This window comes from Candidatus Nitrosopumilus sediminis, from assembly GCF_000299395.1.
Classification (GTDB): domain Archaea; phylum Thermoproteota; class Nitrososphaeria; order Nitrososphaerales; family Nitrosopumilaceae; genus Nitrosopumilus; species Nitrosopumilus sediminis.
Genome location: NC_018656.1, coordinates 1,107,573 through 1,123,363, shown reverse-complemented (window position 1 = coordinate 1,123,363; position 15,791 = coordinate 1,107,573). Strand labels below are relative to the sequence as shown.

Below are 15,791 nucleotides of genomic sequence, written 5' to 3'. Positions count from 1 at the left end.
TATGATAAATCACAAAAATAATTATGAGTTTCATTGCTGATGGAGTAGCCATTGCACTAAAAGGAATTGGCATAGCGCTATTCCTCTTTGTGATATTTTTAATAATTGTCGCAGTGGTAAATTGGTATGTTTCTAGCCAAGAAATGCTACATAGAAATGCAGAAGTGGTTGCAGAAAACATACCTGTAATCGTGGAAAATGTGATTAAATCATGTTCAGCTGTTGATAATGCATTGAGTTCATTAAATGAAACATTAGCAGAAAATCTACAAAATGAGATTGCAAGGAATTTGGCTAAAAAATTACTTGATCAAGAAAGATTATCCGAATGTGAATGGCAGGAATTTGTAAGTCATTTGAATGAATGGGAAAAAAGAAGATTAAACGTATATGATCTTGCATGTGATATTTCTAGTTGTGTAAAATAACCCCAACCTTGGGTATTTGAAGTAGAACTGTAAATAATGATTGTTTGAATCCTGCATTACCATACTATCCAGAAATGCCAGACATGGCAAATTGTTGTAAGCATTATCCAAGTGAAAAGATTTCACGAGATTCTCCTGAAAATGATGAAGTTGTTGAAAATCACCATATTTTCTGTAGAGTTTTTGGACATAATTGGAAGTTTACTGAAGACAGATGGAAGACGAATTCAGATGAATCTACAGATAGTTTGGATTCATTTAGATTTATTTCAATAATTAGACAGTGTAAAATGTGCGGTACTATGGGATGGGAATATTTCCCACATGACCGCTTCAAAGGGGGCTTGGAAGAATTTCTTCCAGGATATGATGAATGTGAGTGATTTTACGCCTAGTTTCAGATCAAAGAAACCTCAAAAATTCATGGATGATGGATGGCTCAAAACCAATGAGCCTCAAGTAATTCTCTTCCAAGGGATGAGGGGTGCAGGCAAAGGAGTGGCAGTTGACAAAACTGCAGAGGAACTATACAAAGCAGGAATTTTGATTTTGCATCTTTGGGGAGCAAGAAGTTTTGAGAATTTGTATTGGGCAATTAACAAAGACTGTAAGGAAAAATATGATGTAATTAGAATTATTCTTCAAGGGTTTGGACAAAATACATCTCTAAAACAATGGGCATTTCACAACAGAATATTTGAAAAAGAGTTTCAATATTATTTTGAAATTATGAAAAATAGTGGTTTGATATCGTCAGATGGAAAAATGGTCAAACTGGAAAAATTGGGACGAGAATTCCTTAATGGAGAAATTATGCATTGTAATTGTCATAAAGCATATCCAATAGTATGGATAGTTCCAGATTACATTGAAGTTGATTCAGAATCCCTTGACAAATTCAATGATCAATATTGGAAAGACCTAAACGAATACAAACAATTTCTATTGGAGATAACAACTGAAGAAAAACAATTACTAATACAGGGAAAATTAAAGAAACTAAAACAATTTGCACCAAATCCCAAAATTATTGTAAAGACAATCACCCCCCCTACAAACTCATCAAGAAAAGAAATTTTTCAAAAACAGTTCACGGAGATTTTGGTTCAAGCAAGAGATGAAAGAAGAATTGTTGTAATGAATCCTGCAATATTTGAATATGCTAATGACAAATTTGATACCCTGGCTGAAATCATCCGCATGATTCCTTATTTGATGAACAAATCAGGAATGTTCTCTCCCCTATCTGAATCAGATGTAGGTAAAGCAAAAAAGTATTGGAGTAAAAAGCATAGCAGTTGGCACAAAATTGCAATTGTCATTAACGAATTAAGATCTGTTGCGCCCTCTTCAAGACTTTCTGGCGAACGTGAATCAAGTAAATCTAAAAAAGCAATCTATGATTTTATACCAGAGGCACGTCATATGAAAACATGGTTCTTAGGGGATTATCAGAATCCTGACGACCTCTATGCAGGAGTAAGATATCAATCAAACATTGTTGTGATAAAGAGAGCATCAAGAAATATTCTAGGTTCTGATTGGACATGGTTATTTGAGAAAATTCAAAAAGATAGAATGGGGTTACTTCGAAAGAAAGGAAAACGAATTGAACGACCTGAAGATATGTGGCAATATGAAAAACATCCGCAAATTAAAAAATATCTTGATGATAGACGTCCAAAAGTTGATGAAATGCCAGATAACATTGGCTATCTGACTTTTATCAATGGAGAAGTAGCACGATGGAGATTTGACATGCCTTCCTTTCATCACAAAACATCTCTTGAAGACTTTCAAAAAGATACAGGAATCACATGGAAGATTAATTCTAAAAAGAAACCAATCGAAACTTCGACAGTCAACACAACTCAGAAAAAGAAAACCAAACAAGAAATCCTAAACAGAATTGATCAAATGCATGTTACGGATGGTAAATCATTCAAACAAATCAAAGATGAATTAGTACAGATGGAGAAAGATGGAACAATACCCAACATGGATTATGAAAACAAAGAACCAATTTACTTTAACAATCTGTGGAATAGGTGGAAAAAGAAGAATTCTACTTGAATTTTTGATTAAAATTTCCTGTGTTTTGATTATTTTATGATTAATTAATCCGGACAAATCAGAATATTTACGCATAAAACTTGTAACCAATTAATCATTAATCGAATTTTCTATAGTATATGTCGGTTGATTAATTGATTAGTGAATTGACTGTTTGGTTTTTTGAGATTTAACACTAAAAGAAACTAAGATATGATAATGACCAATTACGCGTCATATAACACGTATGTGCTTTGATAGCCAATTTTTGCAAATCGACTATTGGTTTGTAAATACTTTTTCTAACCTGATTATCGCTTCTTAAAATTTGGAGCAATGTTATCTACTAATTAGAGATCTCATCTTCCTTACAATATTAACTTAATTTTGCAATTAATTTTTTATTATAAACTCTATTTTTTGCCCTTCCACGTAATCTGGTGTTACAACATGTGCATCGTATCAAATTCGTTTGAATAAAACAAGAACATATCGTACACCATTTTTGACCATTTTTGTATTTCAAACCCCCTTCAAATCTTTTAACAATAAAATCAATACAATTCCCTTTACATCTTGGTGCCATACCGTTTGAAAGAATTTTCTTTAGATAAAACTAAGGTAATGATTTGTTTGCAATTGTTTGCATAGATTACTTGCTGATTATATGTAACATGGACTTATGCTTTGCATGGATAGAACTATTGTGATGATGATTGCTGTCATTTCTCTTGGAGTTACACTTGGTTTGGTGTTCTTAACTTTTGAATCTCCGATTCAGTCATTTGCAGAAAATACTTCTATCCATAATCCCCCAACAACACATAACTTTACTGTGATAGCTGAAGATACAACTCTTGAGATTGCACCTGGAATTAGAGTTGAAGCTTGGACTTACAATGGAACTATACCTGGCCCAACATTAAGGGCAACTGAAGGTGATAGGGTAATTATTAATTTTATCAATAATGGAAAGCTTCCACATACGATGCATTTCCATGGGGATCATAATGAGAAAAATGATGGAGTTTTTCAAGAGGTTCTTCCTGGCGAATCATACATCTATGATTTTGTTGCAGAACCTGCAGGTACTTTCATGTATCATTGTCATGTAATGCCTGTTTCTGAACATGTTAGAAACGGCTTGTATGGTGCATTCATTGTAGACCCAAAGGAAGGGTTAGAACCTGCTAGAGAATATGTTCTTGTAAAAGGTGAATATGACTTGGAAGACCAAGAGACTTGGACTCCTGATTATGTTTTCTTTAATGGATATGCTGATCAATACTGGTCAAATCCATTACCTGCAAAGACTGGCGAGTTGGTGAGATTATACTATGTTGATATGGGTGCAATCCCTGCATATGGATTTCATATTCATGGAACAATATTTGATACAATAATATCTGGAATTTGGGAAAACGAACCAATCAAAACTCAGACATGGGAGGTAGGACCTGGCAATGCTGCAATATTTGAAGCAACATGGAAAGAACCTGGAAGATATCTTTTCCATTTACATGGAATTCCTGAAGAGAAAGGTACTATGGGTTACTTTGATGTACGTGATGCATCTTCTGATGCAATTGACGGAGTAAATGTATCGAAAAATAAATCTATAGATATGTGGAATTGGCAAAAACAAATTTCATTAAACTTGCAAATACCTGACAAAAATGCAAAAGTCACAGAAACAGTTGCAAGCACATCAAATCATGAGGAACATAGTATTCTTGCACAACTCAATGCAGAGGATCATCAAATAATCGAGACCACTCTTTGTGATGTTGAAGAAGGTTCTGCAATAAAGTCTTCAAACAAATCATTCTATCCAAAGTTAACTCAAATTCAAGTTGGAGATACAATTACCTGGACAAACAAGGACAATTCAGTTCATACTGTGACAAGCAATGATGGACTCTTTGATTCTGGAATGATGATGCCTGGTGATACATTTGATCAAACATTTGAAGATGTGGGATTGTATGAATACTATTGCATGCTTCATCCTTGGATGACAGGAGCCGTAAAATCTATTTGATCATTTTTCAAAAGATATTTCCATCATCATCTCTTTGATTTGAAAATCTATCTTTTTTTCCAATACGTTGTTAAAAATTAATTCTAACACTGTTTTATGATATAATGACCAGTTATACCCTAAATCATGTTTTATAATGTAGGTGTGTTTTGAATCATTTATTGTGTGGTTCATATCAAAATCTGATATTTTCATTCTTGTTACAAACCAAGACACAAACGAATCAATATCCATAGAACCCTTCATGAATGTAGAGATGTCTGATACGATACTTTGACCAATCTGCTTTGCTAGTTCAATTGTTTCTTGTTCTGAAAGCTTTTGAAACAATGCACTGACTATGGGCTTTGCTACTGGAATCATGCCTACTTTAGGCTCAAACATGTCCCAATCAACATATCTTGAAAATATCTTGTTTGCTAAAACATTCAAGCTTACCCCTTCAGATTCTGATTCTGCTCTTATCTTATCTAAAACATGACTGTCTAGTCTAAATGACATCGTCTCTGTTTTCCTTTTTTGTTCTTCTGACAAGTATTATGTTATGTTTGATGTTCATTAATAATGTATTTTGACTCTCTGTTTGCAATCAATTGCAAACAAACTATTACTTCATCTTTAATTGAAATCATTCCATTTGTTGTATATGAATAAAAATAAAGAGAAAAAATCTAACAATGATGATACATGTGAAGATATGGATGAATGGCAAAGACTTGAGAAGTGGAAAATTGGAAGGAAAAATTATCCATAATTATTTCATTTATATTTCATTGGGGAGAATGTTATTCTATGGCTATTGAAGGAATGTATATGCTAAATACTTCAGAATATTCAGAAGAAAAAATTCGTGAAGCACTTGAATTACTATATGTAGATAGAAAAAATGAATTTCATGAATTATCACAAGTATTTTTAGGAAAAAAGAAGCTAACTGAAATGTCAAACTGGAGAGAGTTTGTTTTGAATTTTTGTTTAGATGTTGGAGATTCTTTTAAAACATGGACCGGTCAAAAACCACCATCTACAACTTCTCCACAGAAAGCTTTAACAATTCTAAGACAGGTTGGCAATGGCATGACATCGATGAATCAACTAACACATGTACTAAACATATCATATAATCTTTCAGCTGAATTCAAAGAGATATACAAACGCCTAAAATAATATTTTTTAAATCAGTCTAGATACCAAGGACGTGTTTCCAAGAAATCCATTTGGTTGATCATTAATTCTTCATGTTTGTTTGTAGCATTCATGATTATACCTAGTATTAGTAGGCAATAGGCCTTGGTAAGCTGATTAGCTGACTATACCTTATCATCACAAGTGTAGTATCTATCTCATGCGAGAACAATGTTTCCCCAGACACGAAAGCAATTGTGAGTTTTTTTCACAATGTTCTCGCTTTACACTAATGGAGATAATATTATGAATTTGACATTAAAACAAAAAGCAAAACTTGTCATACCTCGCCACAAAAAGGCATTTTATGGATTCTATATCATTACAGCTGTTACTATAGTGGTATTATCATTGGTGTTATAGGAGAAAAATCTAATGAAACAAAATACAACAATATTGGTAGCGATTGGAGTTTTAATTGGATTCAGTATTGCATTTGTAGCATTTATTCAATCCCCTGAAATTCAAACTACCTCTGCTGAATCATCTGATGTATATCCCAAATTTACAAATCCTAATCCTAAGACATTATCTTATACGTTAATTGCTCAAGATGCTGAAATTGAAGTGTCACCGGGTGTCAAAGCCAAAGTGTGGACATACAATGGAACAGTACCTGCACCAACTCTAAGATTTGATGAGGGTGATGATGTTACCGTTAAATTTGTCAATGAAACTCCTTATGCCCATACAATCCATTTCCATGGAACACATGATTCAGTAAATGATGGTGTCTTTCCACAGATAATGCCTGGTGAGGAATACACATATCATTTTGTTGCACATGAAGCTGGTTTGTTCATGTATCACTGCCATGCATTTCCAACATCTGAACATGTGAGAATGGGAATGTTTGGTGCAATGATAATTGATCCTGCAATACGTCCAATGGAACCTGCACGAGAATACTTTTTCACTCTAAGTGAGTTTGATCCTAATAATGCGTTAGAGTACTTTACAGAATTTTATCCAGTAAATGGATATGCAAACCAGTACATGGATAATCCAATTCAAGTGGTTTCAGGAGAATTAACCAGATTCTATGTAGTTGGAATTGGTGGTGTATTGCAATCTCCCTTCCATGTGCATAGTACAATAATGAAAGTATATCCATCAGGAATTTTGTGGAATGAACCATATTTTGCACAGACCCATCTAATTGGAAACGGGGATACTGCCATAATTGAAGCAACATGGGACACTCCAGGAAAATATCTTTTCCATGTTCATGGTATTCAAGAAGAACGTGGCTCTATGGCAATAATTGAAGTGCTAGAAAATACATCATCATTATCTGAAATTCAAACTCCAAGTAACAGTGAAGGAAGTTATTCAATGATAGAGTGGCAAGAAGATTTGATAAGATCATTGGAACAACCTAAACTAATCAAATATGATAACTTGGGAGAATCCCAAGTAATTGATGCAGAGAAAATTAAAATAGACAAAGTAACTATTGTGAAAGATTCATGGAATCCTGATGTTGTAGAGTCTTATGATCCTACTGCAATTGAAATTACTTCAGGTACTACTGTAACTTGGACAAACGAAGACTTTGTTGTACACACTGTAACTGATGATGAAAATACGTTTGATTCAGGATTTATTCAAGCAGGAAAAACTTGGTCTAACACGTTTGAAAAACCTGGGGAATATGGATATCTTTGCACATTACATCCTTGGATGAAAGGAACTGTCAGTGTAAATTAGATTCATAGGTATTTTATCAATTTGAGATTTGTACCATGATGACTGCAAACTAATTAAAATAGTTAAGATTAATCACGGTATATATGAAATCTTTTGTAAGTATCAGTACCAAACTAATTATTTTGATGCTTGCAATCAGTATAGCATCAATAGCTGTAACCACTGGGCTTGCGTATAATTTCACAGACACTATAATTAAAAACAACATCAAAGAATCCCTAAAAGATGAATCTGAAACAAGGGGTAATACAATTTCTTCAATAATTGAATCAAGAATTAACAAACTTCAGAGTTTTTCTCAGAATCAGGCAATCAAAAATGCATTTAATGTATTAATCCCTGGAATTGATGATGTATCATTTCATAATATTTTAGAAGAACAACTACCACTAATTCAAACCGAATTTTATTCATTTCAACTAAATGAATTTGAAGCTGGATTACGAGATCTTCAAATTATTAACATGCGAGGAAAACCTATCTTCTCATTAAATGAAAAAATTGATCCAATAACATACATCAAAGGTAATTTCAAAGTCAGCAAGCCTACTGTGGAATTTGTACAGGATGTAGACAAAACTAGATTGATAAAAATATCATTGCCGATATTCTCTGAAAATGGTAATCAGCAGGGTGTATTGATTGCATCAATGGGAAGTGGGGTCTTTGATAATGTGTTGCTTAATAGATTTGGGTTACATGATACTGGTGAAGTTTATCTAGTAAACCAAAACAGAATGATGATTTCAGAATCTATCTTTTTAGAAAATACGCCATTTAATCAAAAAGTAGACACATTTGCAGTCTCAGAATGTTTTGATAATGGTAAAAATGTTGAAGCAGAAGTTTATCCTGATTACCGAAATGTAGACATCTTTGGATATTCTTATTGTGCTAAAGACTTGGGATTTGTTTTATTGACTGAGGTTGATGAATCTGCTATTCTCAAACCTATAACAGAATTACAAAATATGATAATTCTAGTTGGAATCAGTCTTATTGTCATTGCAAGTGTTGTTACTTTTATTCTCTCAAGAAGAATATCTCAACCAATTCTCAAACTACGTGATGCTGCACAACAATTGTCTTCAGGCAATTTTGATGTACGAACAAACATTCAAACAAATGATGAGATTGAACAGCTATCAACATCATTTGACGATATGGCAAAAACCATTCAAGAAACAATTTCAGCTATAGGTAAACGAGAAAATATTATCAAACAACAAGGCAATATTTTATCCAGATTTTTTGAAGAAAAACACGATAGCTATGTATGTCTTATAGACTTGGTAGGTTCTCTTAAGATAACAAAATCATTGACTATAGAACAAAAACAACAATACGGTAAAATTTTCTCTGATGCTGTTATTCCTATTATAAAAAAATACAAAGGAATCCCAATCAAAATAGTGGATGATGCAATTCTTTTCTATTTCCCCTTGACTGAAGATGAGGATGTTTTGACAAATATGCTCAAATGTTGTCTTGAATTATCAAAAATGGATAAGGAGATCAATGCTAAAACAAAGTCTGAAAATCTTCCTGGAATTTCATATAGAATCAGTTCTGCATTTGGACTGGTCCATGAAGCAAAAACATCTGATTCCTCATTGGATGATATTTTTGGAGAACCTGTCAACATCGCCTTTAAGATTAATCAATATGCATTACCCAATACGATCGTAATAGATAATTCAGTATATGAGAGAGCCAAGAAACTAGATTTCAAGTTTACAAAACTGGATCAAAGTCTCATCAGGGATTTGGAATATTCTATTTTTATTGTCACTTAGAAAACCTTCTTTCTCCTCTAATCATTCTCTGTGTATTTTTCATTTTCACTTCTGATAAGCATGATGCTCCTTTAATTCCGATAAAAAACATGTAAATCAATGAATAAAGATGAATTGGAATCAAAATGCGAGGGCAGTTCTCTAACTTCAGAAGACATACAACAAATATTTCAAAATCAAGAAGATGCCACAAAATATAGACAATTAAAAGAAAAAATGAAGCAAGTTGAAGATGAATCGTACCTATTAGACAGATTAGATGCATGTGATACGTCAGGAGCTGTTGAAGTTCTCAGAGAATTTTTATCCGACAAATGAATTGGTGATGCAAAATGAGTGCAACTAACCAACTACGTGCAGATCATGATCAAGTGAAACGTCTTGAAAAAATAGTCTTCAAATGCTCTGAGGAATTAAAAAAAGGTGCAGATATTCCCTTTTCAGATTTATCAAAAATTATGATTGTAATTTCTGAGTTTATTGATACTATTCATCATTCTAGAGAAGAAAATTCCTATTTCCCATGCGTGTCAGATCATGGTTCTCTAAAAGATGAGATTCACCGATTTCTAGTTGAACATGAATTCGGAAGAAATGTTGCACGTCTAATATCACGTCATCTTAAATTGTGGAAAGAAGGATCTGATGAAAGGGAACCTGTTTCAAGATATCTTAATGCATACGGTGTATTTCTAAAAGATCATTTGCACAAAGAAAACAAATTTTTTGATACTGCTGAAGCTAATGTCTTGACAAAGGAAGAAGAGGCTAACATGTACGAGGAATACAAATCAGTGTTTGCAATAGTAAAAAAAGTAGAAGACATGATTAAAGAAATTGACTATTTAGAATCTAGACCTTGGAATTTGTCAAAGTAGATTAAACAATCTGAAATCCTGAGGTTCTAGTATCCAAAATTATCTAAAATATGCTAAATATCATTCATTTCACTGATCTTATTTAGACCATTATCATATCAAAAAGTTAAATCCGTGGAAAATCTGTACGTTTTTTACATTTTGGTTTAGTTCTCAAGCGTTTGTGACAACATGGACACCATACACCTTCATAGTGAATCCATTGATTACACATTTGGCATAATTTTTGTCCCAACTCATATCTTTTACTCAATCCGAATCTCTTTACCTGGAATTCTTGACATTTTCCTATGCATAGTGGGTAAGGTCCTGTATTTCTTGACATTATGCTGTTTCTGAAATTAATGGTTTATGATTCATATCTACTAATTTGCATAATGAATGAATTTGCTCTTCTGGTTCAAAATAGCATTCTTTGCAACTGAACTTGATTGGTTCATTACAAATTGAACATTCTTGTTTGATTGTTAGTTCCATTCCACATTTTCTACAACTATCAACTCTCATAATACTAGTACATCAAAATTTGCAATATGTCTTGGTCAGCTGCATAGCTTACTTGTAATCTACTATTTTTACCTGATTCTATCTATAACTATCACTAAATACGATCATGAAATCACAACAAATCTCAAACTGGGATAAAATGGTTCATGCCCCTTTCAAAAAGGTCGTAAAATTCGATCTTATCTGCATGGGAATCGGTGTGGTGATGGGAGTTGGCATTGGAGCATATTCAGTTGCTAGCGGTATCTTTGGCTAGCGACATAACTCTTTTTTATAAAAACTTGAAATTGTTTTCTTAGTTACAGCTTATTTCCCTCTAGTTTTTATCTGTCAAAACTGTACAAAGTGCCTAATGAGTGATCTGTTTGATGAAACTGCAAATTATGTACTTGATTTAGCTAGTCCTCAAAGAATGCAAATTTTATTCAAGTTATTAGAAAAAAACTCTACTCCCACCACATTAGCAAAAGAGATTGATGCGACTAAACAAGAAGTACATAGAAATTTTATACGATTAGAAGAGAGTGGTTTGATTGAAAAGAAAAATGATGGAAAATATACATTAACGACATTTGGAAAGACAGTATGTACTCAAGTACCATCATTAGTTTTTCTTACACAAAATCGGAAATATTTTGAAGACCACAATTTTGGAGAAATTCCTACTAAATTTCAAATGCGTTGTGGCCAATTAACAGTATGTCAACGTGTTAAGGGTTTTTCTAAAACAATGGAGCAATGGAAAAATATTTACAAAAATTCTGATGATTACATATACGAAATATTATCAGAAGTTCCTTTAGATCTGATTGAACCATTGATAAAGAAAGTCAAGAAAGGAATAAAATTTGATTACATTTTTTCTGAATCTGTCGTAGTTCCAAAAGGAAGGAAGGCAATTCTCAAGAAATTGGGATTTGACAAATTAATGGATGATGGATTAATTCAAAGAAAAATGACAAAAAATGTTCAAACAGTCCTTGTAATGAATGAGAAAGAGGCATGCATAATGTTTCCAACAGTTGATGGGGATGCTGATATTAGTGAGATGTTCTATTCAGAGGATCCAATGTTTCATGAATGGTGTCTTGATTATTTCAGATATTGCTGGTATGGCTCTGATATTTTCAAAGAGAGTAAATTAAAAGAATAACTGACAATCTAGCTTAGATCAATTAATCGCCCATACATTGTAGTTGAATTTTCTGCAAAGAATACCCTTCAGTAAATTACACTTTTGTTGTGTCTAACCAATATTTGCAAAACGAAGATTGGTTTGTGGACCATGTGGCATTCCATAATACATGAGGCGAGTTTTGTGAAATTAGTTTGATTTTAGGTTTGTTGATATCCATCTCAGTTGAGATGAATGAAAGGTGACAAATTTTTCAATTTTTTGCTGGTGGATGATCATCTTTTGTAATTTTATCTGTTTTTATTCTTTCATCAAAGAATAGACAAGCTGTAAGATCTCCTGTAACATTGACCATCGTTCTGGTCATATCTAAAATTCTATCCACTCCTAACAAAAGTACCACTGCAATAGGGGGGATACCTGCAGCAATCAGAATTGTTGAAAGAATTACTATTCCTGTTCCAGGAGCTGATGGAGCCCCGATTGATGCTGCAAGTGCTGTTAATGAAATCAATAGTATCGTGGTAAATCCTAAATCAATATTGAATAATTGTGCCAAGAAAAACACTGCTATTATTTGATATAGTGCAGTTCCATCCATGTTAATTGTGGCACCCAAAGGAATGACGAATTGTGAAACCTTTGGTTTCACTTTCATTTTTTCTTCTGCAGTTTTAATTGACAATGGCATTACTGCCGCAGAGCTGGAAGTTGAAAATGCCAATAACTGTGCATCTTTCATCATTGCAAAAGTAGAAAACAATGGCCTCTTTGTAAAAAATTTGATAATTAGAATATAGACAAATACCATCAACAATAAACCAACCACCACAGTTAGCATGTATGCTCCAAGTCCTGCAAGCGCAGATAACCCAAGCTTTGACGTTAGTCCAACCATAAGACCAAACGCTGCAAATGGTGCCAAACGCATTGCCCATGAAACTATCTTCAGGGTAAGTTTCTGTATGGATTCTAGCAAATCAAGAATTGGCTCTGATCTTTCTTTTGGTAATGTAATCAATGACACTCCGACAATTACTGCAAAAACAATGATGCTCAGCATCTCTCCAGACATGAATGATGCCAATGGATTGCTAGGAACAATTCCCACAATGCTCTGAGGAATATCTTGAAGGGATAGTTCTGTTCTCTGAACTGGTTCCATATCCTCAATTCCGAAACTTTCTCTGATCAAAGAACTATCGATAAAATTACCGGGCTCTATTACAGTTACAAGAATGATTCCTATAGTTAATGCTATTACAGTGGTTGCAATGAAATACAAAGAAATCCCTATACCTAGTTTTTGAAGCTGCTCTAAACTTCCAGATGATGTCAGTCCTCGAATAATGGATGCAAAAATTAGCGGTACAATAATCATTTGAATAATTTTCAGAAAGAGATTGGCTGGAATGGATAACCACTCAGTAATTACTTCTGCAGTTTCTTTTTCAACAATTCCTAATTCAGGTCCTATGATCATACCAAAAACTAATCCTAAAAATAACGCAAAAAGCACTTGCGCCCACAATTTTTTCTTTATTAGATATGTAATTTGAGGTACATGATAATTGAAGGACTTTGTTTCCATTGAATATTCAATATGTTAACATTATTCATCTTTATTGACTGTTACACTAATCTAAAATTTACAAATGTGGAAATACCCTCATATCTTGTGTTAAATCTAATTCAAATCTGGATTTAGGGTCAAATTTTAAACATAGAATAAAATTTTATTGTTAATTTGAAATCTGTTTAAAATTAGTCGTTTATCTTAACTTATGACATTCATTTTTGAAAATTAGATACGCTTTTTAAATCCAAATCAGCGTAATGTGATACATGGTTTTCAAAAATATTCTAGTGCCATATGATGGTACAAATTTTTCCAATAGAGCATTTAGAAAAGCATTAGATATTGCAAAAAAAGACGGTTCTAAAATTACTGTATTTACAGTCATAGAAGGAGAGTATTCTGCAATAAGGGGATTTTCTAAAGTTAACCCTCAAACAATAAAAAAACAACAAAGTGCGGCTAAAAAATTTATTTACAAACTTGAGCAAACTGCAAAAAGTCTCAACGTTCCAATATCTGTGAAAATCAAACAAGGGACATCTATTGTTAAAGAGATAATCAATCTCGCAAATTTAAAAAAGTCAGATCTCATAGTAATGGGGTCTCATGGCAGAACAGGTTTGAATAAATTAATTCTGGGTAGTGTTACATATGGTGTTGCGCAACAAGCAAAATGTTCGGTAATGGTGGTAAAATAAATGACTTTTAACACCATTCTAGTTCCATATGACGGATCAGCCCATGCTCTTAAAGCATTCAATAAAGCCGTAGAATTGGCCAAACAACACCATTCTCAAATCAAAGTGGTTAGTTGTCTGAATATTGCAAATCTGGGTGGATGGTATATTGATAAAAGAATCAATAAAGATATTATGAGAAAGGCAAAAAAACTAACAAAAGATCTTTTTTCCAAATTGGATTCTGTTGCAAAAAAGAATTCAGTATCAGTAGATTTTAAAATTATAGAATCTAACAATACAATAAAATCCCTAATGCTGTTTACAAAATCTAAAAATGTAGACCTCATAGTTATGGGCTCTTCTGGTAGAGGAGGATTTGATAAAATATTGCTTGGTAGCGTAAGTAATGGCGTTATGCAAAAAGCAAAGTGCCCTGTGATAATTATAAAATAGACAAACGTAATGATCAAATCAATTATTCTCTTGGTTATTTTAATTGGCTTTTTTACACTAACTATCAAGGATAATCGTGGCTTTCAAACAATATGAAATCATGAAATTGATCTGACATAGGTTATTGATACTTGTATCTGTAAACACGGTAAATTTTGTCCTGATCACTTGAATAATGTTGCAAAGGATAATCTAACTCATCTGTCATGTCTAAGAAAAATTCTTGCATGTATGAGTCTAGTTTGTCGTATGCATCTTGTCCTACTATGATTTGGTTTGGCTTTGCCAAATTTTGAATCTTTGATGCCACATTCATTGTAGGTCCGAGCAAATCCACATACGCCTTTTTTTCATCAGACCCATATCTGACTACCACATTATTCCCAAAGTCAATGCCAATCTTCACACTAATTTCTGAAAGCCCTACTTTTTCAACTAATATTGAGTTAATTCCTTGCTTTACCACATTTATCATGGATTCTGCACAAGCTACTACGTTGTATACTGCTGGTATTTGCTCTGTCTCGTTTTCTACAAAATATCCTATAACTGCATCACCAACAAATTTTAGAACATATCCGTGAAACTGCTCAATCACATATGACATTTCCTGAGAAAATGAACTAATGATTATTGATAGTTTGTCAGGTGGCAATGTCATGCTCATTTTTGTAGAACCGACAATATCTACATACAGTACTGCCATGTTTATTTGTCCAAACACATTTTTTCTCAGGAATTTTTCAGAAGAATCAATTACTCTTGTGTATTGATATCCTTTTTCCAATGCCTTGTTAATTCTATTTTGTACATTTTTTATCAGTGTGTCCGAATTAATTGTTTTATCTGAATTCTTGCTCAGAAGAATGTCTAGTATGTTGGGATTTTGCTCTTTGTTTGGTTTGAAACTCATTGATTTTATAATGCATGACTAGTATATACGCCATAATTCTCTTTTTTTGAAATTTGGTTTTTAATTAATGCTGAAAAATCACATTAAGTAAAACCCATAGTAAAGATACATTAGTTTCTTGATTTCCCATTACAGGGTTTTAACCAAAGTGACAATTCATCTAATGCGAATTCATTATTCTAAAGATTCCTCCTTTGTTCTTTCGCATGTGCCAGCCAACTTTCCCTAAATAATATTTGACGTGAAAACCCGGATTAAACCTGTTCAAATATTCTTTATCTATCTAAATTTCCCACGCCGCTATCTGCAGATATTTGTTCAAAATTATTGGTGTGGCAACTAGGACATGTTCCTTTTGAAAATTTTCCATAATATACTGTTCCACAATCAGCACACACTTTCAAATCTTTAACGTCTATCATGTCAATTTACTG

At 33.1% G+C, this 15,791-nt stretch carries 18 protein-coding genes; 13 read left to right on the top strand and 5 right to left on the bottom strand.

Translation table 11 applies throughout. From position 1 onward, the window contains the following. The first annotated feature begins 23 nt into the window (after window positions 1–23). From NSED_RS06760 to NSED_RS06745, 4 genes are all read left to right on the top strand, one after another. Window positions 24–428, top strand: a complete 405-nt coding sequence (locus NSED_RS06760) for a hypothetical protein (protein WP_014965507.1) — start codon at window positions 24–26, stop codon at window positions 426–428. 44 nt (window positions 429–472) lie between these two features. Continuing rightward, window positions 473–811: a hypothetical protein gene (locus tag NSED_RS06755; protein ID WP_014965506.1), complete on the top strand. Its 339-nt coding sequence runs from the start codon at window positions 473–475 to the stop codon at window positions 809–811. Continuing rightward, window positions 798–2,501, top strand: a complete 1,704-nt coding sequence (locus tag NSED_RS06750) for a hypothetical protein (RefSeq protein WP_014965505.1) — start codon at window positions 798–800, stop codon at window positions 2,499–2,501. Before NSED_RS06755 ends, NSED_RS06750 begins: the two co-directional genes overlap by 14 nt. 670 nt (window positions 2,502–3,171) lie before the next feature. Beyond that, window positions 3,172–4,521 carry a multicopper oxidase domain-containing protein gene (locus tag NSED_RS06745; RefSeq protein WP_014965504.1) on the top strand — a complete coding sequence of 450 codons (1,350 nt, stop codon included), beginning with the start codon at window positions 3,172–3,174 and terminating at the stop codon, window positions 4,519–4,521. On the opposite strand, the gene NSED_RS06740 is transcribed toward NSED_RS06745, so the two are convergent. After that, window positions 4,522–5,055 (bottom strand): hypothetical protein, encoded by a 534-nt coding sequence (locus NSED_RS06740; RefSeq protein WP_014965503.1) that lies wholly within the window; start codon window positions 5,053–5,055, stop codon window positions 4,522–4,524. It lies immediately after the preceding gene. Between the two features lie 258 nt (window positions 5,056–5,313). Between NSED_RS06740 and NSED_RS06735 the strand changes: the two genes are divergently transcribed. From NSED_RS06735 to NSED_RS06715, 5 genes are all read left to right on the top strand, one after another. Continuing rightward, window positions 5,314–5,688 carry a hypothetical protein gene (locus NSED_RS06735; RefSeq protein WP_014965502.1) on the top strand — a complete coding sequence of 125 codons (375 nt, stop codon included), beginning with the start codon at window positions 5,314–5,316 and terminating at the stop codon, window positions 5,686–5,688. Between the two features lie 393 nt (window positions 5,689–6,081). Beyond that, complete coding sequence (locus NSED_RS06730; protein ID WP_014965501.1) at window positions 6,082–7,416, top strand: multicopper oxidase domain-containing protein; 1,335 nt, start codon at window positions 6,082–6,084, stop codon at window positions 7,414–7,416. A gap of 83 nt (window positions 7,417–7,499) precedes the next feature. Further along, window positions 7,500–9,212 (top strand): cache domain-containing protein, encoded by a 1,713-nt coding sequence (locus NSED_RS06725; RefSeq protein ID WP_016940255.1) that lies wholly within the window; start codon window positions 7,500–7,502, stop codon window positions 9,210–9,212. Between the two features lie 99 nt (window positions 9,213–9,311). Beyond that, window positions 9,312–9,530 carry a hypothetical protein gene (locus NSED_RS06720; protein WP_014965499.1) on the top strand — a complete coding sequence of 73 codons (219 nt, stop codon included), beginning with the start codon at window positions 9,312–9,314 and terminating at the stop codon, window positions 9,528–9,530. 14 nt (window positions 9,531–9,544) lie between these two features. Continuing rightward, window positions 9,545–10,090, top strand: a complete 546-nt coding sequence (locus NSED_RS06715; protein WP_014965498.1) for a hemerythrin domain-containing protein — start codon at window positions 9,545–9,547, stop codon at window positions 10,088–10,090. Between the two features lie 324 nt (window positions 10,091–10,414). Here NSED_RS06715 and NSED_RS06710 read toward each other — a convergent pair whose 3' ends face one another. Then, the gene (locus NSED_RS06710) at window positions 10,415–10,597 is read right to left on the bottom strand and encodes a hypothetical protein (protein WP_014965497.1); all 183 of its coding nucleotides are present in this window, start codon (window positions 10,595–10,597) and stop codon (window positions 10,415–10,417) included. Between the two features lie 106 nt (window positions 10,598–10,703). Here NSED_RS06710 and NSED_RS10555 point away from each other — a divergent pair, with 106 nt between their 5' ends. Beyond that, window positions 10,704–10,853, top strand: coding sequence for a hypothetical protein (locus tag NSED_RS10555; RefSeq protein WP_016940256.1), 150 nt, complete (start codon window positions 10,704–10,706; stop codon window positions 10,851–10,853). Window positions 10,854–10,949: 96 nt separating this feature from the next. After that, a complete protein-coding gene (locus NSED_RS06705) occupies window positions 10,950–11,750 on the top strand; it encodes a helix-turn-helix transcriptional regulator (RefSeq protein WP_014965496.1) in 801 nt (266 codons plus the stop codon). Window positions 11,751–11,985: 235 nt separating this feature from the next. Here the strand turns inward: NSED_RS06705 and NSED_RS06700 are convergent, their stop codons facing one another. Continuing rightward, on the bottom strand, window positions 11,986–13,323 hold the full coding sequence (locus tag NSED_RS06700) for a dicarboxylate/amino acid:cation symporter (protein WP_014965495.1): 1,338 nt from the start codon (window positions 13,321–13,323) through the stop codon (window positions 11,986–11,988). A 254-nt stretch (window positions 13,324–13,577) separates the two neighbouring features. Here NSED_RS06700 and NSED_RS06695 point away from each other — a divergent pair, with 254 nt between their 5' ends. Together NSED_RS06695 and NSED_RS06690 are read left to right on the top strand one after the other, a co-directional pair. Then, window positions 13,578–14,009, top strand: coding sequence for a universal stress protein (locus NSED_RS06695; RefSeq protein WP_014965494.1), 432 nt, complete (start codon window positions 13,578–13,580; stop codon window positions 14,007–14,009). Beyond that, a complete protein-coding gene (locus tag NSED_RS06690; protein ID WP_014965493.1) occupies window positions 14,010–14,444 on the top strand; it encodes a universal stress protein in 435 nt (144 codons plus the stop codon). Between the two features lie 121 nt (window positions 14,445–14,565). Here NSED_RS06690 and NSED_RS06685 read toward each other — a convergent pair whose 3' ends face one another. Together NSED_RS06685 and NSED_RS10550 are read right to left on the bottom strand one after the other, a co-directional pair. Then, on the bottom strand, window positions 14,566–15,357 hold the full coding sequence (locus NSED_RS06685) for an adenylate/guanylate cyclase domain-containing protein (RefSeq protein WP_014965492.1): 792 nt from the start codon (window positions 15,355–15,357) through the stop codon (window positions 14,566–14,568). 275 nt (window positions 15,358–15,632) lie between these two features. Next, window positions 15,633–15,779, bottom strand: a complete 147-nt coding sequence (locus NSED_RS10550; RefSeq protein WP_016940257.1) for a PhlB family protein — start codon at window positions 15,777–15,779, stop codon at window positions 15,633–15,635. Window positions 15,780–15,791: the final 12 nt, after the last annotated feature.